Raw genomic sequence first — 21,746 nt, forward strand, 5'->3', positions numbered from 1 at the left:
CCGTCAGGTCCGGTAACGGGCGGAAATGGCCAGAAGCTGGTGCGAGAGGCTGCCCAGATTGCTGGCCGAGGCTTCCAGGTTGCGGGTTCCCGCCGCCGTCTGCTGGCTGGCCTGGCGGATGCTCTGCAACGCGGTCATCACCTGCTCGATGCCGATCTGCTGCTGGTTGGTCGAGGCCACGATCTGCTGGAAGGCATTGACCCCTTCCTCGATGCCGCCGGTCATGCGCTCGATGGTGCGATAGGCGATATCGGTCCGCTCCTTGCCGGCCGAGACACGCTTCACCGCCTCTTCCGTCAGCATCACCGAGGTGTTGATGCCGCGCTGGATATCCCCCAGGATCGAGCGCACATGCTGGGTGGCATCGCGCGACTGGTCGGCCAGGATCTTCATCTCGGCCGCCACCACGGCGAACGAGCGCCCATGCTCCCCGGCGGCGGCGGCCTCGATGGCGGCATTCAGCGCCAGCAGGTGCGAGCGTTCCGAAAGATCGTTGACGGCGGTGATGATCTCGCTGATCGCATCCGTCCGCTCCGAGAGCGCCACGATGTTCGACGCCACGGCCTCGGCACCTTCCTGCGTGCGCTCCATGGCCCGCGCGGTCTCCTCGACCGCCTCCAGCCCGCTGGCCGAACTATGGACGATGGTCTCGGCCGAGGAGATCACCTCCCGCGCGCGCTTGCTGATCTGCGCGCCGGAATGGGTAATCTGGTCCACCGTCGCCGCCGTCTCCTGCACCGCCGCGAACTGTTCCTCCACGCTCGCCGCCTGCTGCTGGGCGGAGGCGCGGATATCGGCCACCGCCGCATCGAGGTTGCGCGTGGCATCCCGGCTCTGCTGCGCGATCTCGCGCAGGCCGTCGATCATCCGGTTCAGCCCGCTGGCCAGCCGTTCGAACTCGTCCCGCCCCCCGCCGGACCCGCCGACCGCCACATGGGTGGACAGGTCTCCCTGCCCCACCAGTTCCATCACCCGCATCAGCGCCGCCAGCGGGGCAAGGATCGAGCGCCGGGTCCAGAAGGTCACGATCAGCGCCACGATCACCGCCACCGCCAGCCCCAGGATCAGCGACCGGCGACTGAATTCATACAGCGCGCTGCTCTGCGTCTCCCCGGCCTGCACCCCACCATCCAGCGTGGTCCCGGCCTCCGAGATCAGCCGGTCGATGGTCTGGTCGCGCGTGTCCGATCGCGCCGATTGCTGGCGCACCGCCGCGTCGTCGCCCTGATGGATCGCCGCGAACAGGTCCGACGCCGCCTCGGCATTCTGCCGCGCCTGGTCCAGCGCCTCGTGCAGGCGGGTCGAAATGGTGGCGAACATGGCGCGCCGCGCGTCGATCCGCGCCTCGTCGTCGGCCTGGCTGGCGGCGGCCAGCGCCTGCACCAGCGTATCCTCGGCCTGCCGGTCGATCCCGGTCCAGTCCGCGATCGCGGCATCCAGCATCGCCGGGTCCTTCTGGTAATCCCGCGCGTAATAATGCGACAGGATCGACAGCCGCCGCGCCACCAGATCATTCTCCAGCACCCGCAGATGGTTCAGATGACGATAGACCAGCAGGTCGCGGGTCACGATCACCGTCATCTCGTCGCGGACATTGCGGATCTGCCCCAGCGCATAGACGCCGATCGACACCATCAGCATCACGCCGACCAGAAACCCGAACAGAAGACGATTGGCGATTGTCACGACAGGTCAGACTCCGAATGAACGCGCGGCAAACAGGCGGGCGGGGTCGAGCACTGCGGCCAGCCGCCCGTCCGGCAGGGCCGCCATCGGGTGGCCCGGCACGGAGACGGCGGCGGGCGCATCCACCACATCGTCCACCCCCAGCGTCCGCCCGGCCAGCAGCGCGATCCGCGCCACCGGCAGGCCGGCCACCGGGCGCAGCAGCGCCATCGCCCCGGCATGATCCATCGGCGCCCCGCCCAGCAGAACCGACAGATCCATCACTGTATACAGATGGCCGACATGGCCAAAGACACCCCGCACCGCCGCCGGGCAGTCGAGGCGCCGGGGCATGACGCTCCAGGCCGGTTCGGTCATGCGCAGCACATGATGCAGGTCGATGGCATGAATCTGCCCGCCCACATCCAGGATCACCGCCGCCCGCCGTCCCGCATCGTCGATCGGCGCCTGCCCCCGCGCGGCCAGCAGCCGCGCGCGTTCCGCCATCACCCGGCGGGCATAGCCCTCCGCGCTCCCGGCGGCATCGTCGCCCGCCTCATGCGGCGTGGGCATGAAAGCGCGACCGCTCAGAACACGCTCCGCGCCAGCAGCGACGATCCGTCCTCAGCCATGTCGTCGGCATCCTCGCCCACCAGCCGCAGCAATCCGGCAACCGTCAGGCCATCCCCATCGGGCACCGCCGCGCCGGGCGGCAGACGGTGCAGCAGGGCCCGTGCCTGCCGCAACATCCGCTCGGCCTCGTCCGCCTGCCCGGCATCCCGCAGCAGCCGGGCGAGATGGACATGCGCCATGATGTGCTCGCGATCCAGATAGAGCGTGCGCCGGAACCCTTCCCCGGCGGCTTCGGCATCCTCCGCCAGCACGGCCGAGAGAAAATGCAGCCCCGCATCCAGCGGATGCAACGCCAGCGCCGCGCCGCAACTGGCCCGCGCCTCGGCCACCGCCCCGCGATCGGCCAGCGCCCGCACCTCGGCCCGCGCCAGCCCCGCATCCGCGCGGGCAACGATATCGGGCGCCCCCTCCCGCACCGGGGGGCGCGGCACCGGCACGGCAGGCCGCGGATCGGGCGACCGGGAGAGCACGCAGCGGCGGGGCGCGGCCGGCCCCTGGCGCGAGCCCGCCGCCCGGAACGCCACCGTGCCGGCGAATGTCACCGTTTCCAGAATGCCGCCGCATTCGCTGATCGGGTCCGAATGTCCCAGCAGCAGCCATCCCGGCGGCGAGAGCCGGTCCGCCAGCGCCCGCACCAGCTCCAGCGCCTGCGTCTCCTCGAAATAAAGCAGCACGTTGCGGCAGAGGATCAGGTCGAACGGCCCCGCCGGCCCCCCGCCCGCGGGCAGGTCCATGATGTTTCCGTATTCGAAGCGCACCATGCGGCGAAAGACGTCACGCAGGATCCATTGCCGTCCGCACGCGGCGGGGCGAAACCATTGCCGCCGCTCCGAGGCGCCGACATCGCGCAGCGACCACGCCCCATATTCGGCGGCGCGGGCCCGCTCCAGCGCCTGCTCGCTGATATCGGTACCCAGGATATCGACGGTCCAGTCCTGCTCGCCCCGCATCCGCAGCAGGCGCCGCATCAGGATGGCCAGCGAATAGGGCTCGGCACCGTTGGAACAGCCCACGCTCCAGATCCGGATGGTCCGCAGCGGCCGCAGCCGGGTGATCAGGTCGGGCAGGATCGTGCGTTCCAGCGCATGGAACTGCTCGGCATAGCGGAAGAAGAACGTCTCGCCGATCGTCACGGCCGATTCCAGCGCCCGCCACTCGGCCTCGCCCGCCGCATCGTCCGAAAGCAGCGCCAGGTAATCCATCGGCCGGGCGCAGCCGCAGGCGTCCATGCGCCGCAGCAGCACCATCTCCAGCAGGTCCATCTTGTCGGCGTAGTAATGCAGCCCGGTCCGCGCGACGATCCGGGTGGCCAGCCGTTCGAGGGCGCGCTGCCGGTCAGCCATCCGCGCTCTCCCACAGGGCGTCGCGCAATGCCGTATCCAGGGCCAGGGACTCGATCCGCCGCCGTTCGCGTTCCATCAGCAGCCGGTCCGGGTCCATCAGCAAGGCGCTCATTCCTCCGGCCAGTTCGACTTCCCCCGTCAGCCAGCCGCCGGCGGGCACCCCCTCGGCGGGCAACGCCGTCACCGCCCCAGCCGTCTGCCGCACATCCAGCACGCTGTCGACCATGAAGGCCACCTTCACCCCGTCGGCCGGGCCGCACAGCAGCAGGGGGCGATACAGCATCGCGTCATCGTCCGGCACGCTCCACCCCCGCAGGCCGAGCAGCGCCGCCAGGTCGATCGCCACCACCCGTTCGGCACCCAGGCGAAAAAACCCCAGCACCGGCGCGGGCGTCCCGGCAGGGCGGACGAGCGCCGGCATGGACATGCATTCCCGCACCGCGGGCGCGGGCAGGCCGTAGCACGTATCCACGAGACGGAAGATGACGACGGCCACTGACACGGGGGCTTTGCTGCCTTCCATCCGAGCCGGTCCGGCAAAGCCTTTCCGGCGCGTTCCCTGCCTCCTTTTCTCCCCGAAGATTGCATTTAATACAAGTGACGGCTACCTCCGGCAGGGATGCGTTCCCGGCAGATCGGGCGCGCCGCAGCCGCCGCCGGAGATCCGACCGTCATGGACAGTTTCAATTCGGACCGCGCCACCGACCGGTTCCTGCCGCCCCGCGCGGAAGGAACGTCGCGCTTTCCCATCGCCCGCATCGTGCGCGTGGCGATCTGCGCCGTCTTCTACGGGCTTTTCTATTTCGTCCAGCAGGTCACGGAGCTCCTGGCCCCGCTGGTGCTGATCCTGGGCGTGGGCTGGAGCGCGCTCCCCCACATCGTCGGCGCCATCGGCACCAGCGCCGCCTCCGCCGATCCGCAGACGCGCGACATCGTCACCCACGTCGCCGGCACCATTCCGCACCAGATCGTCATCGGGTCGCATGTCGTCACGGCCGGCTCGCTGGTCACCGACGGGCTGCTGATGATGGCGGCGGCCGCCCTCTGCGCCACGCTCGCCGCCGTCGCGGCGCGCGAGATGTGACGCACCGACCGCCCGACCTTCTCCCGTGATCCGGCTCCGCGACGTCGGTTTCCGCTACGATGCCTCGGGCGCTTCCGGCGCTTCGGCCCCGGTCGCCCTGCGCCAGGTCTCGTTCGAGGTACCGCAGGGCGGTTTCCGCTGGCTGCTCGGCCCGTCGGGCGCCGGCAAATCCAGCCTGCTGCGCCTGCTGGCCCTGGGGGCCCGCCCGACCGCCGGTACGCTGGAGATCCTGGGCAGCACGATCGGCCACGCCAGCCGCGCCGCGCTGGCCCGGCTGCGGCGGCGCATCGGCGTCGTGCATCAGGATTTCCGGCTGCTGCCCGACCTGCCGGTCTTCGACAACATCGCCCTGCCCCTGCGCCTGCAACGCCGGCCGGAAGACGAAGTGCGCGACGAAGTCCACGCCATCCTCGACTGGGTCGGCCTCGCCTCCCGCGCCGCTGCCCTGCCGCCCCAGCTTTCGGGCGGCGAGCAGCAGCGCGTCGCCATCGCCCGCGCCGTGATCCACCGCCCGGCCCTGATGCTGGCCGACGAACCCACCAACGCGCTGGACGAACGCCAGGCCAACCGGCTGATGGAACTGTTCCGCGACCTGTCGGACCTGGGCACCACGATCCTGGTCGCCACCCATAACGACGCCCTGATCCGCCGCTACCCGGCCCACGCGCTGGAACTGGCCCAGGGCAGGCTGGTGCGCGATGGCTGAACGCACGCACCGCAGCGGCTTTTTCACCCGCTGGAACCAGGCCCGGCGCGCCGACGGGCTGGCCCTGCGCCACGCCCTGCCCGACCGGCTGCTGCCCCTGCTGGTGGCGGCCATGGCGGTGCTGGCCGCGCTGGCGCTGGCCGGCGCCACGGGCGCGCAGATCCTGTCCGCCCGCTGGTCTAGCGGCGCCGCATCGCTGCTCACCGTCCAGGTCCCGGACCCCGACGCCCCGGCAGCGGCAAAAACCTCCCCCACCCCGATGACCCGCTCCGACGCCGTGCTGGCCGCCCTGGCCGACAGCCCCGGCGCCGCCCGCGTCCACCGGCTGGACAAGACGGAACTGGACGCCCTGCTGGCCCCCTGGCTGGGCCAGAACAACGATTTCGCCCTCACCCTGCCCGCGATCATCGAACTGCACCTGGCCGCCGGCCCCACCGAAGAGGCCGGCGCGCTGGCCCAGCGGCTGGCGGCCATCGCCCCCGGCACGCTGGTCGAGCGCAACGCCGAATGGGGCGAGCGGCTGGGCAGGCTGGCCGACAGCCTGCATGGCTGCGCGCTGCTGGCGGTGGCAATCGTGGCCGGGATCGCGGTGGTGCTGATCATGGCCACCACCCGCGCCGGGCTGGCGGCGCGCCGCATGCCGATCGAACTGATCCACGCCATGGGTGCCACCGATGGCTACATCGCCGGGCGCTTCGCCCGCCGCACCGCCCTGCTGGCCTTCATCGGCGGGCTGGCCGGCAGCGTGCTGGCGCTGCCGCTCCTGGTGCTGCTGTCCCACGTCGCCGCCCCCTTCGCGACCGCCGCCCCGTCTCCCGCACCGGCCGCGACAGCGGCGGCGACGGACTGGACGATGCGCGCTCACATGCTGCTCGACACCTTGCCCGCGCCGCTGGTCGCCACCCTGCTGGCCCTGGCCCCCGCCGCCGCGCTGATCGGCTGGCTGACCACCCAGGCCACGGTGCGCGCCTGGCTGCGAACCCTGCCGTAATGAGGCAGGGCGGCGGCACGGCCAGACGATTTCTCCTCGGCACGCTGACGGGCCTGCTGGGTTGCATGCTCCTGTGGGGCGCGGGCTTCGCATGGTTCGTCAACGACGCGCTCACATCCCCCCTCCGCCCACCGGTAGCGGACGGCATCGTGGCCCTGACCGGCGGCCAGGGCCGTATCGAAGCCTCGCTGCGGCTGCTGGCCCAGGGCCAGGCACGGCAATTGCTGATCTCCGGCGTCGCCCCCCACGCCACGACCGCCACCGTCGCCGGCGCCCTCCAGCCCGACCTCGCGGCCAGCCTGCCGGCCGGGCTCTGGCGGCAGGTCACGCTGGGCCGGCACGCCACCTCCACCATCGGCAATGCCGACGAAACCGCCCAATGGGCCCGTGACAACGGTCTGCATTCGCTGATCGTGGTCACGGCCGGCTACCACATCCGCCGCGCGATCATGGAAATCCACCGCACGCTGCCCGACGTGGCGCTCTATCCCTACGCGGTCCGCCCGCCGGCCCTGCGCTCACCGCTGCGCGGCTCGTCGCTGCGGCTGATGGCGACGGAATACGACAAATGGCTGATGGCCAGCCTGGGCCTGGCCCGCAACATGGCGATCAGGGCCCAGAACTGACGCCAATCCCGGCGGCGACCAGCCCCCCGCCTTCGTACCCTTGTCTCCCAGCCGTTTTTCTGGTGTACGCGCCACGCCGCACGCATGCCGTGCCTCACCTGTCCGGAACGCCCCCGCCCGCCATGATTTTCGTTCGCGCGTGCCTGTTCAACCTGTATTTCGTCCTGCTGACGATCGTGATGGGCATCGCCGCGATGCCCATCCGCGCGTTCGCCCGGCGATACGCGCTGCCCTACGCCAAGCTGTGGACGCGGCTTTCGGTGGCGGGGCTCCGCCATATCTGCGGCATCCGGGTCGTGGTGACGGGCCGCGAACACCTGCCCGCCGGCCCCTGCCTCCTGGCCTCGCAGCACCAGTCGGCCTTCGATACGCTGGTCTGGATGAACCTGGTCGATCGCCCGGCCTATGTGATGAAGGAAGAACTGACGCGCATCCCACTGGTCGGCCCGATGCTGCTGCTGGCGGGCATGATCCCGGTCCGCCGCGCCGACGGCGCCAAGGCCCTGCGCGCCCTGCTCACGGCCACTGCTCAGGCCGCCGCCGACGGGCGGCAGATCGTGATCTTCCCCGAGGGCACCCGCACCCAGGCCGGCGAGACAAGGCGGCTGCATCCCGGCATCGTCGCCATGGCTACCCATACCGGCCTGCCCATCATCCCGGTAGCGACCGATTCCGGCCTGCGCTGGTCGCGCAACGCCTTCGTCAAGCGCCCCGGCCCGATCCATATCGCCATCGGCCCCGCGCTGCCCTCCGATCTGGGCAAGGCGCGCATCCTCGGCGAAATCACCACGGAATGGCAGGCGCTATCCAGCCGGTTCGACAGGACCGAGAGCGCAAAAATGCCTGTGGATAACTCTGTGGGCAGTCAAAGCGGTCATTCGATGGGCCTGTGACTGTCCGTTTGCCCACAACCGCGCATCCCTCTCCCGCCAACAGCCACCACGCCGCGCCATCATGCGCCGGGCGGCGAAAAAACATGCAATAACATATTAAATTTGCACCCGTTTTTAATATTTCCTCTTGACAGACCCTGTATGGAACCGACCGGCGGCCTGGCCTGGTCCCACCGGATGAATGCAGCCGCCCCGCATTGTGGATAAATCTGCTCCCCCGCTTTTTTCCAGACCGGGCAATCATGTGAAACATTTGTGAATCAATCTGTTCCCGGCCTTCCGGAAAGTGCCCTATCAAGTACGCCATGCCCTCGCACGCCCCCCAAGCCGCGCGCCCACCCCGGCCTAGCCGCCGCAAATGGCCAGGCCGTGCCGCCCTTGCCCTGCTCGGGCTCGCGGCCCTCGACGGCCTGGCCTGGCAGGCCGCGCAGCATGAACTGGGCAGGATGGTCGCGGACTGGAGCACGCAACTGCGCCGGCAGGGCTGGACCCCGGCCCCCGGCCAGACCGCGCGGGGCGGCTCCTTCCTGACGGCCCGCCTCACCCTCCACAATCCGCGCCTGAACGGCCCGGCCGGCAACCGGACCATCGTCTGGGGCGCGGACAGGATCACGCTATCCCTGTCCCTGCTGCACCCCCTGACGGTGCGGATCGGCCTCGACGGCACGCAGGCCGCGCGCCTGACCGGCCCCGACACGGACCAGGCGCTCAGGCTCCAGGCAGAAGACGCCCGCCTCTTCCTCCCCCTCGGCCTGCCGGCCGACGCCCCAACAGGTCACGCCACCTGGGCCGCCCGCTCGCTCACCCTCCAGATCCTGAACCCGGACGGCCACACCACGGACCTGACGCTGCATGACCTGCGCGGCCACGGACTCTGGAACGGCCAGGCCAGCCCCGATTCCAGCCGCGTCGCCCTGACCACCCATGCCGCCACGATCGACCTGCCGCCAACCTGGCCGCTGCCCACCGCCCCGACCGACGCGCACCGCCTGTCCGATGCCGGGCTGACCGTCTCCTTCCCCGGCGGCACGGCGATCCCCCTGCTGGTGCAGGACCTGCACGCGCGCTGGACGCATCTCTCCCTGTCGGCCGTGGGAACCGCCCACCTCGCGGCACCCGGCGGTGCGGAGGGCGCCTTCACCCTGTCCATCGCGGGAATCGGCCAGACCGTCCGCACGCTCGATCACGCCGGCACGCTGTCGCCGGACCTCACACGACTGGTCACGGCAATCGACCAACTGGCGGCAGGGTCTCCCAACGCCATCACCGCCCCCGCCACGCCCGACGCTCCTGCCCTCACCGACCGCCCCATAAGCCTGCCCCTGCGCCTGAACGCCGGCATGGTCTTCATCGGCGCCCTGCCCTTGGGTCACATCACCGACTGGCTGCGCTGAAGCGGACCAGCGGCGTCAGCCCTCCACGCCGGGCGACACCCCCAGCGCGGCCCGCAACTCGGCAACCTCGCGGCGCAGGCGCGCCACTTCCTCTTCCATGCTCTCGACGCCCTCGGGCGCCACCTCGTCCACCGGCCCGGCGTTACCGTTCCCATCGTCATGCGCCCCCCCGCCGGCCAAGGCCGAGGGCTCCGCCTCCGGCCGGTAGAGCGAGGCGAACATCGACATCGCCCGGTCCATCATCTCGATGTCATGGTGGCCAAGCTGCTCGATGCCGGGCGGCAGGAACTGCTCCATCGTCCGCTGCATGGTGGTGCGGATCTGGTTATGGTTGGCGGTGAACTGTTCCATCATCTGGTCCAGATATTCCGGCACCAGCCCCTGCATGCTGTCGCCATAGAAACGGATGATCTGCCGCAGGAAGGACGCAGGCAGCATGGCCCGCCCCTTGGTCTCTTCCTCCATGATGATCTGGGTCAGGACGGCGCGCGTGATGTCGTCACCCGTACGGGCATCGAAAATCACGAAATCCTTGCCGGAACGCACCATGTCGGCCAGCGTGTCGAGCGTGATATAGATCGAGCGCTCGGTATCGTACAAACGTCGGTTAGCGTATTTCTTGATGACGATCGGGCCGCACGGGCGACTGGCATCCGGCAATATCCCCTCCATCGACGGGCTGGGCCGGCAGGTGGCCGGAGCATGAAACGAACCGCCGGGCAAGCATCGGCGAAACAACACGAAAACGACCATCCACCCGGGGCAATCGCCTCGCGATCCCCTCGGACATGGGCACCAGGGTCGGGGAACCTAGCATGACCGCTCCCCCGATGCACAGGCGGCGCCCCGCCTAACGCGCCAGCAGGCCCACCGGTGCCACGGCCCGAGAGGATGACCGGTCACGCCGCCGGCCACCCGACGGCCGATCGGCAGGTGCTATGCGGGTATGGCCGTCCGGGCCAGGCATGGCAGGGCGCTGGCCGCCGCATACCACGCCGCCAGCGCCGGGCGATCGCGCCGCCACGGATCATCGGCGAAGCGCACATCCAGATACCCCAGCGCACAGGCCACCGACAGGCCGCCGATATCCATGGGCTCCAGCGCGGGAGGCGCGCTTTCCAGCCGGTCCAGACTGCGCCAGACCGCCGCAAGCTGGCGCTGGACCAGCGGATGATCATGCGCCAGCCCCGCCGGGATCAGCGTCCGCACCAGAATCGCGGCATCGGCCAGCCCATCCCCCAGCGCCTGCATCCGCAGGGCCCGCCGGCGCGCCTCACCCCCGGCCGGCACCAGCCGGCCACCGCCGGCCAGCCCGTCCAGGTAATCCACGATCACCCGGCTGTCATACAGCCCCTCGCCGTCCGGCAGTTCCAGGGTCGGGATCTTGCATAACGGGTTCGCCGCCAGCACCTCGGGCGGCGAGTCCGCAACCCGCACCACGATTTCCGTCAGCCGGGACTCCAGGCCAAGCAGGATGGCGGCAGCCCGCACCTTGCGCGCATAAGGGCTGAGCGGAGCATGATAGAGCTTCATCAGGAGTATCCTCGGACAGTCCGCGGCAAACCGGCGGCAACCGGCGGCAAACCGGCGGCAACCGGCATCGTCAGCCAGCGTGGCCGGCTTCCCCCTCCCCATCAAGGCTCAGAATGTTTCGCGCGATCGTTTCCGTCGTCGCCAGCGTGGTGATGGTGCCGGTGCGCAACGCGGCCATGATGGCCACCAGCTTCGAACTCTCGCTTGCAATCGCCACGACATTGGGAATCCGCCGCAGATCCTCCAGCGACAGCCCAATCACCCGCCCCTGCATCGGCACATCGGCGGCCAGGCCATCGATGGTGATGAAATCATAGCCCATCATGTCGCCGACCGTGCCCGCCAGCTTGGCCGCGGCCACCTCCTGGGGCGAGAACCAGCCCATCCGGACCATGTTGCTCTCCTCGCTGACATCGCCGATCCCGATCAGCGCCACATCGGCCCGCTGCGCCCGATGCAGCGTGCGCCGCACCACATCGTTCTGCATCAGCGCCCGCCGGATCTCGGGGTCCGCCACCAGGGCCGGCGCATAGAGCGTCTCGCTCTCGCCACCGAACCGGGCCGCCAGCCGCCGGCAGATATGGTCGGAACTCATATATTCGCCCGCCCGCGTCGAACCGCCGATCGCCGAGACGAAAATGATCTCCCGCGCCACCGGGTTGCCCACCTGGTCGGCAATCGCCGCCACATTGCGCCCCATGCCGACCGCCACGATCATCTCGTCGCGCAGAATGCTTTCCAGATGCGAGGCCAGCAATGCCGCCACCCCGTCGCGCTGCGCCTCCGGGTCCCGCTGGTCCACCGCCGTCAGCAGCCGCTCGATGCGGAAGCGCCTGCGGAATTCCTGCTCCAGTTCGGCCGAGGCCGCGGGCCGCGTCCGCACCCGGATCTCGACGATCCCTTCCTCCCGCGCCCGCTTCAGCAGCTTGCTGATCGTGGGCCGCGACAGGGCGAAACGCCGCGACAGATCCTCCTGCGTCACCTGCTCAAGGTAATAAAGGGCCGCGATTTCCGTAAGCTGCTCGGACGAGATATCCACGCGCGGCCCCCTGCGCGCCTCACCGTTTCCCCGCGTCCCCTCGTCGGGGGCCTGGGGCGGCGAAGCGTCAGCCGGGCGGTCAGACTCGTCCTTCATGCGTTCATGCGGAAAGCAGGCCCTCGTAATGCGCAATGCGATCGACCTTCTCCGCCGATGCCCCATTGCCGAACTCGGATAGCAGGTACGCACGCACGATGCACTTGGCAAGTTCCGGCCCGATCACCCGGGCGCCCAGCGTGATGATCTGCGCGTTATTGCTCTTCATGGCCCGCTCGGCGGAATAGGTGTCATGGGTCTGCGCGGCCCGCATGCCCGGCACCTTGTTCGCACTGATCGCAACCCCGATCCCCGTCCCGCACAGCAGGATGCCGCGATCATGCCGCCCCGCCATGACCGCCTTCGCGACCGTGACCGCGATATCGGGGTAAAGCACGGGCTCGGTCCCGAACGTCCCGTAATCCGTGACGTCGTGCCCATCCTCGGCCACCGCGATCCTGATGATGTCCTTGAGTGTGGTGGCCGCCTCGTCGCAGCCGATGGCGATTCTCATCCCCGTCCTCCTTACCGATCTTCCGCCGATTCCGGATTCCCGCGCTTCAGGAAATGCGCCCGACAGGGGCTGCCCCGGCTTGCCGGATTTGCGTTGCGCCGATCTTGCGCGGACCACCACACAAATGCAAACCAAATTGCACAAATGTTCCAACAACAAGGCGCCGCGCTCGGCGCGTAGGTGACAGTTTCACTGATTAGTGATACCGTTCCCATCGGAAACTATGCGTTAATCAGCCAAACACGGATCGGGCTCCGCAATCGCCCCCTCTTTATATGAGCACAAATGTTCCTTACCGTAATTTTTCGTTCAGGATCATTCGCGTAAAAATAACAGGGCGGCGCCATACCGTCCGCGAGCACCGGGGACATCCCATGAACAATATCGATCCCAAATCCCGCTCCATTCCCAAGCTGGACCGTATCTTCAACAGTCCTGACCATATCGTCGAAGATGCCGTCCGGGGCTACCTGCTCGCCCACCCCAACATCCTGGCCGCGACCGGCAATCCGCGCGTCGTCCGCCGCCGCGAGGGCAGTCCGGTCCGCAAGGTCGGGGTCATCACGGGCGGCGGTTCGGGCCACGAGCCGGCCTTCCTCGGCTATGTCGGAACCGGCATGCTCGACGCCGCCGCCATCGGCGAGATCTTCTCCTCCCCCACCGCCGCGAGCTTTCTCGATGCGATGCGCGTCGCCGACATGGGGGCGGGCGTCGCCTGCCTGTTCGGCAATTATGCCGGCGACACCATGAATGTGCGCCTCGCCATGAGCGACGCCGCCAGGGAAGGCATCACCGTCGGATCGGTGGTGGCGAATGACGATGTCGCCTCCGCGCCCAGGGACGATGCCACCCGCAGGCGCGGCGTCGCCGGCGAAATCCTGATGTGGAAGGCCGGCGGCGCCCGCGCGGAAGAAGGCGGCTCGCTCGAAGAGGTCCTGGCGGCAGCACGGAAGGCCATCGACAACACCCGCTCCATCGGCGTGGGCCTGTCACCCTGCACGATCGTCGCCAACGGCCACCCGAACTTCATCATCGAAGCCGGAACCATGGAAGTCGGCATCGGCCATCACGGCGAGCCGGGCGTCGAAGTCCGCCCGCTGGAGCGCTCCCGCGAGATCGCGCGCATGATGTGCGACCACGTCCTGGGCGACCTGCCGTTCGCGGCCGGCGACGATGTCGTCGTCCTGCTCTCCGGCCTCGGCGCCACGCCGATCATCGAACTCTATGTGCTGTTCGCCGACGTGGCCGAGGTCATGAAGGAGCGCGGCATCACGATCCGCCACAGTTTCGTCGGCAATTTCTTCACCTCGCTGGAAATGAAGGGCGCGACGCTGACGGTCATGAAGCTCGATGCCGAGCTGGACCGGCTGATGTCCCACCCCACGCACTCGATCGGCCTGACCCGCATCGGCACCTTCTATACCGCCCCGCCGGTCGAAGCCCCCGCCATCGCCGCCGCAACGCAGGCCGACGTCGAAAACGTCTTCACCGCCGAAAAATACAGTGCCAGCAACGGCATTCCAGTACAGAACACAACCACGGTCATCCCGGCCCTGGTCGAGGCGATCGTCGGCGCCCGCGACTGGCTGAGCGAGATCGACGGCAAGATCGGCGACGGCGACCACGGCATCAACATGGCCAAGGGCTTCGAACGCTGCGGCCAGGCGCTCGGCGCCAACCCGCCGCCGCTTCAGGAGGCATTGCAGATCCTCTCCGACGCCCTGCTGGCCGGCATCGGCGGGTCGATGGGGCCGCTCTATGGGCGCTTCTTCGCCGGCATGGCCCTGCCCCTCGCCAACACCGACCATATCGACGCCAGGGTGTTCGGCCTCATGCTCGACGGTGCGGAGGCCGGAATCCGCTCGCTCGGCAATGCCGATGTCGGCGACAAGACGCTCATGGACACCCTCGTCCCGGCCGTCCAGGCGTGCCACGCCGCCGAATCCCGGGGCCTGAAGGCAGCCCTGGCCGCCACCTCCGCCGCCGCCGAGAAAGGCCGCGATTCCACGATCGACCTCGTGGCCCGCATCGGCCGCGCCAGCCGCCTCGGCGAGCGCTCGCGCGGCGTGCTCGACGCCGGCGCCACCTCCTGCTGCCTGATCCTGCAGACGATGGCGAGCGAACTGGCGAAAATCGCCGAATCCTGAACGCCACGCCCGAACAGCGGACAGAACGACACCACAGCAAGCACCGACACGCCATTCACCATCACTCAAGAGCCTGTCTGAAAATATCGGCTGGCGAGCAAACGCGGCGCGGCCGTACGGGCCGCCCGCGCGCATCGGCAGCCAGGCTCCAAGAAACAAGAAAAAGCCTTCACGGCCCGACATGCGCCCACGCATGCAGGCCCCCAAACCGGGGCAGGAAAAATGGCTGGAACACTCTCCACACATCCCGTTCGTCCCGAGGACGAAATCCCCGCCGAGGAGCGTCCGCGCACGGCGGTCGGGCGCCTTCTCGTCGGCATCGGCATGCCGCCGTCGCTCGCATGGGGCTTCATCGGCCTGCTGATCTTCATGTCCGGCGACGGCGTGGAAAGCGGCTATCTGTCCTCCTATCTCGTCGGCACGGGCCTGACGGAACATGACGTCGCGCTGCTCTTCACCATCTACGGCCTCAGCGCCGCCATCTCCGCCTGGCTGTCCGGCGCGCTCTCCGACCTCTGGGGCGCCCGCCGCGTCATGATGACGGGGCTGGCCATCTGGGTGGTCTTCCAGGTCGGCTTCCTGGCCTTCGCGCTGCCGTCGAATTCCTATCCGCTGATGATCCTGTTCTACGGCATCAGGGGATTCGGCTATCCGCTCTTCGCGTTCGGCTTCCTGGTCTGGGTCGTCACCTCCGTCCACCCGCGCCGCCTGGGCTCCGCCGTCGGCTGGTTCTGGTTCTGCTTCACCGGCGGCATGCCCACGCTCGGCTCGATGTTCGCCCGGACGACCATCCCCTGGATCGGCTCGATCTACACGCTGTGGAGCGCCCTGCTGCTGGTCCTGCTGGGGGGCGCCATGGCGCTCGGCGGCATCCGCGAAACCCACGGCAACCAGCATGCTCCAGGCGCCGAAAAACACCCGCTGCGCACCCTGTTCGCCTCGCTCTCCATCGCGTGGGAGCGGCCCAAGGTCGGCATCGGCTGCATCGTCCGCGCTATCGACACCTCGGCGGAGTTCGGATTTCTCGTGTGCCTGCCGATTTATTTCATGCACGACCTGCATTTCACCCTCAGCCAGTGGCTGCTGGTCCTGCAAGCCATTTTCGTCTCGAACGTGATCTGGAACCTGCTGTTCGGCATCCTCAGCGACTGGCTGAGCTGGCGCGGCACGGTGATGATCGGCGGCGGCCTCGGTTCGGCGGTCAGCACCATGCTGCTCTACTGGTGCCCGACCTGGTTCGGCCCGGAGCATATCATGCCGACCCTGTTCGCCGGCGCGCTCTACGGCATGACGCTGGCCGCCTATGTCCCGCTCTCGGCCCTGATGCCCTACCTCGCGCCGGACGACAAACCCGCCGCCATGTCGCTGCTCAATCTCGGCGCCGGCGCCAGCGTCTGGATCGGCCCCGCCGTGGTCTATCTGGTCGAGCCCTCATTCGGGATCTTCGGCGTCATGGTGGTCTACGCCGCGATCTACGTGCTCAGCGCCATCCTGACCTGGTTCCTGACCCTGGAGCCCGACCTCCAGGCGGAACTCGACCGGGCAAGACGATCCCGCGCGCCCTCGGTCCACCCCGTGCCCCACGCCAGCCTGGCCAAATGACCCGCCTGTAAAGAACAGAAAAATTACCGACAAGGACTATGGAAAATGAAACCGTTCGCTGAACTCTTCTCCCTGCGCAACCGCACCGCCCTGGTCACGGGCGGCGCCTCGGGCATCGGCTTCGCCATCGCGCAGAGGCTGGCGGAGCAGGGTGCCCGCCTCTGCCTCGTCGACCGCAGCCCCACCGTCGCGGAAGCCGCCTCCCGCCTCGGCGCGGGCCATATCGGCATCGAGGCAGACGTCACCGACGAAGCCGCCATCACCCGGGCCTGCGCCTCGGCCATCGAGCAGGCCGGAACGATCGACATCCTGGTCAACAATGCCGGAATCGCGCTGATCGCCCCCGCCGCCGAACTCGCCACCCAGGCATGGGACACCACGCTGTCCATCAACCTGCGCGCGCCGTTCCTCTTCGCGCGCACCCTCGGCCCGCATATGTGCGCCAACGGCTTCGGCCGGATCGTGAACATCGCCTCCCAGGCGGCGCTGGTCGCGCTCGAAGGCCATGTGGCCTACACCGCCAGCAAGGCCGGCATCCTCGGCCTGACGAAGGTCCTCGCCTTCGAATGGGGCCCGCGCGGCGTCACCACCAACGCCATCTCCCCCACGGTGGTCGAAACCGACCTCGGCAAGCAGGTCTGGTCCGGCCCCGTTGGCGACGCCTTCCGCGCCCAGGTTCCCACCGGCCGCTTCGCCCAACCCGACGAAATCGCCTGCGCGGTCACCTACCTCGTCAGCGACGCCGCCGCGATGGTCAACGGCGAAAACCTGGTTGTCGACGGCGGCTACACGATCCGTTAGCCGCGAAATGCGCGCGGGCGGCCATCGTCAGACAGCCGCCCTCGCCCTCCGATTTCGCCCGGATCGCCGCCTCACGAGCCCGCCGCTTTACCAGCCTCGTCATGCGCGCGCTCAGTCTGCACCTGATGGATCTCGTCCATGCGCGCGAGTTGCGGCAGCATGTTCGTCAGCGCCGTCAGGACGGCATCGTGCGAGAGACCGGTTTCACGCGAAAACCGCTCCAGCGCCGCTTCGGGAATCAGGGTGAGCACAACATCCTCGCCGATCGGACGGGTGGTCGGTGTCTCCTCCCAGCGCTTCCAAAGTCCCGCGATGCCGCCAGCCTTCGCCCGCGCGCGCACCGCCTCGCGATCGGGACTGTTGCCTCGTCCCAACCAACCGATCATGACACTCATGAGGCCGGAAGTATCCCCGGAGGCCCCGGTCAGGGCATCGGCAATGGTATCGAATTCCGTGTCGCGCGAAAATTTCCTGTCAGGAGAACCTGATGGTTTTTCGATCATGATCGCAATCCTTCGTTGACGCAGCACATGCAGCTCTCAACGCTCCGCTTGGGCGGCGATGGCATCACGAATGCGTGCCCGCAGAATATCTCTGCCGTCATACCCCTGAAAATACGCCGAAATTGCCCAGAATCTCGTCTCGTGGCCGCATTCCGGCAATTTATAGTGCCGCCGCGTCATTTTCCGGATATGCGATGCACGGAAAACTGGCGTTGCGGCATTGAATACTCAGCCGATCAATGCGGCACGATGTCCGAAGCCACTTTCCCGGCCCGTGACTGGCGCACCATAAGGGCCGCGATCATCAGGAATGCCAGGAACATGAAGCTGCTGCTCACACTCAGGCTGGCGCTGATCGCTGCCTTGTAAGCCTCGGTGACCTGCCCGCGCGTTGCGGGAGAAAGCGCCTGAATGGCGATCATGCCCTTTTCCAGAAACGCGGAGACATCGATCTTCTCCGGCAGGGCATGCAGCCGGTTCTGCAAGGTCAGCGCCATCACGCCACCCGAGAGCGCCACCCCGAGAGACCCGCCCAGCGACCGGATAAAGGCCATCATGGCGGTCGCGATCCCCAGCGCCTCCCCCGGCACGGAATTCTGGATGATGACCGTCGCATTGGGCATGCCGATCCCCATTCCCACGCCGAGACAGCCCAGGCTGAACAGAAAGAACGGCGCGGACGCCCCGTGATGGGCACAGAACGCAATCAGGGTCAGCGCCGAGAACTCGATACCCACGCCGACGGCAAGCAGAAGTTCATAACGCTGCGTTCTCGACGAGACATAGCCGCCCAGCACCGAACTGATCATCATGGTCCCGACCTGCGGCAGCATCATCAGGCCCGACATCGCCGGGGTCTCTCCGAGGACGAGCTGATAATAGAGCGGCAGGAAGATCATGGACCCCATCATGGCAAAGGACATGATCCCGGTCGCCGCGACGCACACCGAAAAATCGGCAATCCGCAGCAGGTCGAGATTGACCAGCGGTTCGGGCGCCCGCCGCTCCTGACGGATGAACAGGGCGAACACCGCCACGCTGGCGCCGAGCAGGCAGACGGTAAGGGGCGAGGTCCATGCCAGCGCAGTGCCCACCGAATTGAACAGCAGCAGGAAACCCGCCGTCGCCACGCTCAGAAGGGCGGCGCCGCGATAATCGAGCCGCGGCCTCGCCTCCGCCCGGCCCGCCGGCAGGCTCAGCATGATCAGCGACAGGGCCAGCAGCCCGATCGGCAGATTGACGAAAAATACCCACCGCCAGGACAGGGCGCTGGTCAGCACCCCGCCCAGGAACGGCCCCGTCACGCTGCTGACGGCGAACGCCCCGGTAAACAGGCCCTGGTAGCGGCCGCGCAGGCGGGGCGCCACCATGTCGCCGATCACCGTCTGCGACAACGTCATCAGCCCCCCGGCGCCGACACCCTGCAATCCCCGGAAAAGAATGAGCTGCCACATGCCCTGGGCGATGCCGCACAGCAGCGAGGCCGACAGGAAGGTGCCGATGCTGAATGCCAGCAGCGGGCGCCTGCCGAACATGTCGGACAGCTTGCCGTACATCGGCGTGGCGATGGTGGCGGTTAGCATGAACGCCGTCACCACCCACGACATATGGGCCAGGCCGCCCAGGTCGCTGACGATGGTGGGCAGCGCGGTCGAGACGATGCTCTGGTCGAGCGCCCCCATGACCATGGTCAGGATCAGGCCGATGAAGACGAGAATGCGTGTCGCGGGCGTATAGGCAGACGCGGTCGCCGCCGTGGAGGAAAGCTGCACGAAAAAATCCTGCGATATCAAAAACGGGTCCTGTCGCCGCCAGGGGGCGGCGCGCGGCATGGTCAAACGGTCCGTCCGTTCCCTACCACGAACCCCCGAATGATCCGCTACCTTCGGGCATCGATGTGATCACGCGCACGGCCATCTTCCGCCGCCGGCGGGGCGTTTGAAACGGCCCCTCAGCGAAAGCCGTCCTTTTCCCGCCGCAGCCGCGCGAACGCCGCCACATCGGGCGCGCGCAGGAACGGATTGGTGCGTTTCTCCACCCCCAACCGTACCGGCACGGTCGGCCGCCCCTCGGCCCGCAGACTGTCGATCTCGGCCACCCGCTCGCGCAACGCCGCATTGTCGGGGTCGACCGCCAGCGCGAAGCGCGCGTTGGACTGGGTATATTCATGCCCGCAGCAGACCAGCGTCGCATCCGGCAGGGCGGCGATCCGGCGCAGCGAATGGAACATCTCCTCCGGCGTGCCTTCGAACAGCCGCCCGCAGCCCAGGCTGAACAGCGTGTCGCCGCAGAACAGCGCCGGCGTCAGCGGAAAATAATATGCCACATGCCCGCGCGTATGGCCCGGCGTCTCCATCACGGTGCCGATGGACTCGCCCAGCGTCACGCCGTCACCGTCATTCACCGCCTGGTCCAGCATCGGCAGGCGGTAGGCGTCGGCCGCCGCGCCGGTCACAATTGCCCCGTAGCGCTTGCGCAGGGCATCCGTCGCCGCCACATGATCGGCATGATGATGCGTCAGGAAAATCTGGTCCAGCCGGCCGCCGGCCGCCTCCACGGCCGCGACCAGCGGCGCCTCCTCGGCGGGGTCGACCAGCGCCGTGGCGCCGCTTTCCTCGTCGCGCAGCAGCCAGGCATAATTGTCGGTCAGGATCGGGACCGGGCGAATGGCAAGCACCATGATCTGTCTCCGTCTCGTACGCGGCGCCGGGGCATCCCGGCATTCTCCAACAGTTTGTGCTAATCAGGCGTGATGCAAGACGATATCTGCACCGCGGCCAGATTCTATGCGAGCGGGGCGGGTGAGAACACCGCCCGGCTGCTGCGGCACCGCATGCAGGCCTTCTGGCCCCGCACGGGCAGCGACCGGATCTTGGGCCTGGGCTATACCCAGCCCTTCCTGCCGCTCTGGGCCCGGCCGGACGGCACGCCCTGCATCTCGGCCCGCCTGAACACCCCCGTCACCCGCGAAGCCCCCGCCGCCACGCCCGAGGGCGTGCGCGACTGCCTGGTGGCCGGAGACCGCCTGCCCTTCCCCGACCTGTCCTTCGACCGGGTGCTGCTGGTCCACGCGCTGGAAGTCACCCAGCGGCCTGACGCGCTGATCCGTTCGGTGTGGAAAGTCATGAAGGATCATGGCCGCCTACTGCTGGTGGTGCCCAACCGGGCCGGCTGGTGGGCCCATTCCGACGGCACGCCCTTCGGCCAGGGCGAGCCCTTTTCCGCCCGCCAGATCGCGCGGCGCCTGTCGCAGGCCTTCCTGTGCGCCGAACGCCATGACGGCGCGCTGTTCATGCCCCCGCCGGGGGCCGGGCATCGCCGCGCCGGCGCGCTGGCCGAAAATGCCGGCCACATGCTGCTGCCGCAACTGGGCGGCGTGTTCGTCATCGAGGCGGTCAAGGATGTCTATTCCGGCGTGCCGGCCCTGACCGCCCCCGCCCTGATCCGCGCGCCAAGACGGATCTACGAACCCGGCTGACCGGCCCCCCGATCCATGCCACACTGGCCGCCACGCTTGACCCATTCCCCCGCAAACCTCATGAAGCTCGGCCTATGTCCCTGATCCAGTCCATCAAGCTCGTCCTCGCGCGGCCGCATCCGGCAGCCCGTCCCTTTCTTCTGGCGTCGGGCGCCACCGCGGTGGCGGCCCGGCTCCTGCCCTGGCGCCCGGCCCGCTGGCTGAGCCGCGCGGCGGGGCTGTTCTTCGGCTTCTGCCTCTATTTCTTCCGCGACCCGGAGCGCGTGCCCCCGGCCGACCCGCACCTGGCGGTCGCCCCGGCCGACGGCCGCGTGGTGTCGGTGGAAAAGATCGCGCCCCCCGCGTCGCTGGACATGGGCGACACCCCGGTCTGGCGCATCGCCACCTTCCTGTCGGTGCTGGACGTGCACGTCAACCGCATGCCCGCCGCCGGCACGGTCACGCGCGTGGCCTATCACCCCGGCCAGTTCCTCAACGCCAGCCTCGACAAGGCGTCGGAACTCAACGAGCGCAACGCCCTGCGCCTGACGCTGGAAGACGGGCGCAACCTGGCGGTGGTGCAGATCGCGGGGCTGATCGCCCGCCGCATCCTGTGCGATGCCGAGGAAGGCATGACCTACGAGGCCGGCGAACGCTTCGGCCTGATCCGCTTCGGCTCGCGCACCGACCTGTACCTGCCGCCGGGCGTGGAACCGCTGGTCACGGCCGGCCAGACCATGATCGGCGGCGAAACGGTCATGGCGCGTCTCTGATCCCGA

At 68.5% G+C, this 21,746-nt stretch carries 22 protein-coding genes; 11 read left to right on the forward strand and 11 right to left on the reverse strand.

The genetic code is table 11. The features are described from left to right. Positions 1-3: 3 nt before the first annotated feature. Genes ACMAUO_RS15355 through ACMAUO_RS15370 form a run of 4 tightly spaced genes read right to left on the reverse strand, consistent with a single transcriptional unit; the run spans position 4 to position 4,143 of the window. Entirely contained in the window at positions 4-1,686 is a 1,683-nt protein-coding gene (locus ACMAUO_RS15355; protein ID WP_420357814.1) for a methyl-accepting chemotaxis protein, read from the reverse strand. Positions 1,687-1,692: 6 nt separating this feature from the next. Continuing rightward, positions 1,693-2,238: a chemotaxis protein CheW gene (locus ACMAUO_RS15360; protein WP_420357815.1), complete on the reverse strand. Its 546-nt coding sequence runs from the start codon at positions 2,236-2,238 to the stop codon at positions 1,693-1,695. Positions 2,239-2,252: 14 nt separating this feature from the next. Then, positions 2,253-3,641 carry a CheR family methyltransferase gene (locus ACMAUO_RS15365; protein ID WP_420357816.1) on the reverse strand — a complete coding sequence of 463 codons (1,389 nt, stop codon included), beginning with the start codon at positions 3,639-3,641 and terminating at the stop codon, positions 2,253-2,255. After that, positions 3,634-4,143: a chemotaxis protein CheW gene (locus tag ACMAUO_RS15370; protein ID WP_420357817.1), complete on the reverse strand. Its 510-nt coding sequence runs from the start codon at positions 4,141-4,143 to the stop codon at positions 3,634-3,636. Before ACMAUO_RS15370 ends, ACMAUO_RS15365 begins: the two co-directional genes overlap by 8 nt. A gap of 171 nt (positions 4,144-4,314) precedes the next feature. Between ACMAUO_RS15370 and ACMAUO_RS15375 the strand changes: the two genes are divergently transcribed. From ACMAUO_RS15375 to ACMAUO_RS15400, 6 genes are all read left to right on the forward strand, one after another. Continuing rightward, positions 4,315-4,725, forward strand: a complete 411-nt coding sequence (locus ACMAUO_RS15375) for a hypothetical protein (protein WP_420357818.1) — start codon at positions 4,315-4,317, stop codon at positions 4,723-4,725. Positions 4,726-4,750: 25 nt separating this feature from the next. Next, positions 4,751-5,431: a cell division ATP-binding protein FtsE gene (locus ACMAUO_RS15380; RefSeq protein ID WP_420357819.1), complete on the forward strand. Its 681-nt coding sequence runs from the start codon at positions 4,751-4,753 to the stop codon at positions 5,429-5,431. Beyond that, on the forward strand, positions 5,424-6,422 hold the full coding sequence (locus ACMAUO_RS15385) for a cell division protein FtsX (RefSeq protein ID WP_420357820.1): 999 nt from the start codon (positions 5,424-5,426) through the stop codon (positions 6,420-6,422). The genes ACMAUO_RS15380 and ACMAUO_RS15385 overlap by 8 nt, the downstream gene beginning before the upstream one ends. Continuing rightward, positions 6,422-7,048, forward strand: coding sequence for a YdcF family protein (locus ACMAUO_RS15390; protein WP_420357821.1), 627 nt, complete (start codon positions 6,422-6,424; stop codon positions 7,046-7,048). Before ACMAUO_RS15385 ends, ACMAUO_RS15390 begins: the two co-directional genes overlap by 1 nt. Positions 7,049-7,170: 122 nt before the next feature. Beyond that, a complete protein-coding gene (locus tag ACMAUO_RS15395) occupies positions 7,171-7,941 on the forward strand; it encodes a lysophospholipid acyltransferase family protein (protein WP_420357822.1) in 771 nt (256 codons plus the stop codon). 305 nt (positions 7,942-8,246) lie between these two features. Next, positions 8,247-9,335 (forward strand): DUF2125 domain-containing protein, encoded by a 1,089-nt coding sequence (locus tag ACMAUO_RS15400; RefSeq protein ID WP_420357823.1) that lies wholly within the window; start codon positions 8,247-8,249, stop codon positions 9,333-9,335. A gap of 15 nt (positions 9,336-9,350) precedes the next feature. Here ACMAUO_RS15400 and phaR read toward each other — a convergent pair whose 3' ends face one another. The 4 genes from phaR to ACMAUO_RS15420 all read right to left on the reverse strand — a co-directional run bounded on the left by phaR (position 9,351) and on the right by ACMAUO_RS15420 (position 12,457). Next, positions 9,351-9,995, reverse strand: coding sequence for a polyhydroxyalkanoate synthesis repressor PhaR (gene phaR, locus ACMAUO_RS15405; RefSeq protein WP_420357824.1), 645 nt, complete (start codon positions 9,993-9,995; stop codon positions 9,351-9,353). A 276-nt stretch (positions 9,996-10,271) separates the two neighbouring features. After that, entirely contained in the window at positions 10,272-10,868 is a 597-nt protein-coding gene (locus ACMAUO_RS15410) for a glutathione S-transferase family protein (RefSeq protein WP_420357825.1), read from the reverse strand. A 70-nt stretch (positions 10,869-10,938) separates the two neighbouring features. After that, positions 10,939-12,003 carry a sugar-binding transcriptional regulator gene (locus tag ACMAUO_RS15415; RefSeq protein WP_420357826.1) on the reverse strand — a complete coding sequence of 355 codons (1,065 nt, stop codon included), beginning with the start codon at positions 12,001-12,003 and terminating at the stop codon, positions 10,939-10,941. Positions 12,004-12,007: 4 nt separating this feature from the next. Continuing rightward, complete coding sequence (locus ACMAUO_RS15420) at positions 12,008-12,457, reverse strand: RpiB/LacA/LacB family sugar-phosphate isomerase (RefSeq protein WP_420357827.1); 450 nt, start codon at positions 12,455-12,457, stop codon at positions 12,008-12,010. A gap of 374 nt (positions 12,458-12,831) precedes the next feature. On the opposite strand from ACMAUO_RS15420, the gene dhaL reads away from it, so the two are divergent. From dhaL to ACMAUO_RS15435, 3 genes are all read left to right on the forward strand, one after another. Further along, positions 12,832-14,604 (forward strand): dihydroxyacetone kinase subunit DhaL, encoded by a 1,773-nt coding sequence (gene dhaL / locus ACMAUO_RS15425; RefSeq protein WP_420357828.1) that lies wholly within the window; start codon positions 12,832-12,834, stop codon positions 14,602-14,604. A 222-nt stretch (positions 14,605-14,826) separates the two neighbouring features. Continuing rightward, positions 14,827-16,206, forward strand: a complete 1,380-nt coding sequence (locus ACMAUO_RS15430; protein ID WP_420357829.1) for an MFS transporter — start codon at positions 14,827-14,829, stop codon at positions 16,204-16,206. A 45-nt stretch (positions 16,207-16,251) separates the two neighbouring features. Then, complete coding sequence (locus tag ACMAUO_RS15435) at positions 16,252-17,007, forward strand: GolD/DthD family dehydrogenase (RefSeq protein WP_420357830.1); 756 nt, start codon at positions 16,252-16,254, stop codon at positions 17,005-17,007. Positions 17,008-17,078: 71 nt separating this feature from the next. Here ACMAUO_RS15435 and ACMAUO_RS15440 read toward each other — a convergent pair whose 3' ends face one another. The 3 genes from ACMAUO_RS15440 to gloB form a co-directional block, all read right to left on the reverse strand. Next, complete coding sequence (locus ACMAUO_RS15440; protein WP_420357831.1) at positions 17,079-17,510, reverse strand: hypothetical protein; 432 nt, start codon at positions 17,508-17,510, stop codon at positions 17,079-17,081. A 236-nt stretch (positions 17,511-17,746) separates the two neighbouring features. After that, entirely contained in the window at positions 17,747-19,282 is a 1,536-nt protein-coding gene (locus ACMAUO_RS15445; RefSeq protein WP_420357832.1) for an MDR family MFS transporter, read from the reverse strand. Between the two features lie 179 nt (positions 19,283-19,461). Beyond that, positions 19,462-20,190 (reverse strand): hydroxyacylglutathione hydrolase, encoded by a 729-nt coding sequence (gene gloB, locus ACMAUO_RS15450; protein WP_420357833.1) that lies wholly within the window; start codon positions 20,188-20,190, stop codon positions 19,462-19,464. 72 nt (positions 20,191-20,262) lie between these two features. Here gloB and ACMAUO_RS15455 point away from each other — a divergent pair, with 72 nt between their 5' ends. Together ACMAUO_RS15455 and ACMAUO_RS15460 are read left to right on the forward strand one after the other, a co-directional pair. After that, positions 20,263-20,988 (forward strand): class I SAM-dependent methyltransferase, encoded by a 726-nt coding sequence (locus tag ACMAUO_RS15455; protein ID WP_420358287.1) that lies wholly within the window; start codon positions 20,263-20,265, stop codon positions 20,986-20,988. A gap of 74 nt (positions 20,989-21,062) precedes the next feature. Beyond that, the gene (locus tag ACMAUO_RS15460) at positions 21,063-21,740 is read left to right on the forward strand and encodes a phosphatidylserine decarboxylase (RefSeq protein ID WP_420357834.1); all 678 of its coding nucleotides are present in this window, start codon (positions 21,063-21,065) and stop codon (positions 21,738-21,740) included. Positions 21,741-21,746 lie beyond the last annotated feature (6 nt).

Origin of the sequence: Gluconacetobacter brunescens, assembly GCF_048695475.1 — a bacterium.
GTDB lineage: Bacteria > Pseudomonadota > Alphaproteobacteria > Acetobacterales > Acetobacteraceae > Gluconacetobacter.

What these genes read in the sequence shown, in the direction of transcription:
- ACMAUO_RS15375 (WP_420357818.1), top strand. Translation starts at nt 4,315, where the DNA reads ATGGACAGTTTCAATTCGGACCGCGCCACCGACCGGTTCCTGCCGCCC.
- ACMAUO_RS15395 (WP_420357822.1), top strand. Translation starts at nt 7,171, where the DNA reads ATGATTTTCGTTCGCGCGTGCCTGTTCAACCTGTATTTCGTCCTGCTG.
- ACMAUO_RS15385 (WP_420357820.1), top strand. Translation starts at nt 5,424, where the DNA reads ATGGCTGAACGCACGCACCGCAGCGGCTTTTTCACCCGCTGGAACCAG.
- ACMAUO_RS15430 (WP_420357829.1), top strand. Translation starts at nt 14,827, where the DNA reads ATGGCTGGAACACTCTCCACACATCCCGTTCGTCCCGAGGACGAAATC.
- ACMAUO_RS15460 (WP_420357834.1), top strand. Translation starts at nt 21,063, where the DNA reads ATGTCCCTGATCCAGTCCATCAAGCTCGTCCTCGCGCGGCCGCATCCG.
- ACMAUO_RS15390 (WP_420357821.1), top strand. Translation starts at nt 6,422, where the DNA reads ATGAGGCAGGGCGGCGGCACGGCCAGACGATTTCTCCTCGGCACGCTG.
- ACMAUO_RS15455 (WP_420358287.1), top strand. Translation starts at nt 20,263, where the DNA reads ATGCAAGACGATATCTGCACCGCGGCCAGATTCTATGCGAGCGGGGCG.
- gloB (WP_420357833.1), bottom strand. Translation starts at nt 20,190, where the DNA reads ATGGTGCTTGCCATTCGCCCGGTCCCGATCCTGACCGACAATTATGCC.
- ACMAUO_RS15420 (WP_420357827.1), bottom strand. Translation starts at nt 12,457, where the DNA reads ATGAGAATCGCCATCGGCTGCGACGAGGCGGCCACCACACTCAAGGAC.
- ACMAUO_RS15415 (WP_420357826.1), bottom strand. Translation starts at nt 12,003, where the DNA reads ATGAAGGACGAGTCTGACCGCCCGGCTGACGCTTCGCCGCCCCAGGCC.
- ACMAUO_RS15400 (WP_420357823.1), top strand. Translation starts at nt 8,247, where the DNA reads ATGCCCTCGCACGCCCCCCAAGCCGCGCGCCCACCCCGGCCTAGCCGC.
- ACMAUO_RS15360 (WP_420357815.1), bottom strand. Translation starts at nt 2,238, where the DNA reads ATGCCCACGCCGCATGAGGCGGGCGACGATGCCGCCGGGAGCGCGGAG.
- ACMAUO_RS15410 (WP_420357825.1), bottom strand. Translation starts at nt 10,868, where the DNA reads ATGAAGCTCTATCATGCTCCGCTCAGCCCTTATGCGCGCAAGGTGCGG.
- dhaL (WP_420357828.1), top strand. Translation starts at nt 12,832, where the DNA reads ATGAACAATATCGATCCCAAATCCCGCTCCATTCCCAAGCTGGACCGT.
- ACMAUO_RS15435 (WP_420357830.1), top strand. Translation starts at nt 16,252, where the DNA reads ATGAAACCGTTCGCTGAACTCTTCTCCCTGCGCAACCGCACCGCCCTG.
- ACMAUO_RS15440 (WP_420357831.1), bottom strand. Translation starts at nt 17,510, where the DNA reads ATGATCGAAAAACCATCAGGTTCTCCTGACAGGAAATTTTCGCGCGAC.
- ACMAUO_RS15365 (WP_420357816.1), bottom strand. Translation starts at nt 3,641, where the DNA reads ATGGCTGACCGGCAGCGCGCCCTCGAACGGCTGGCCACCCGGATCGTC.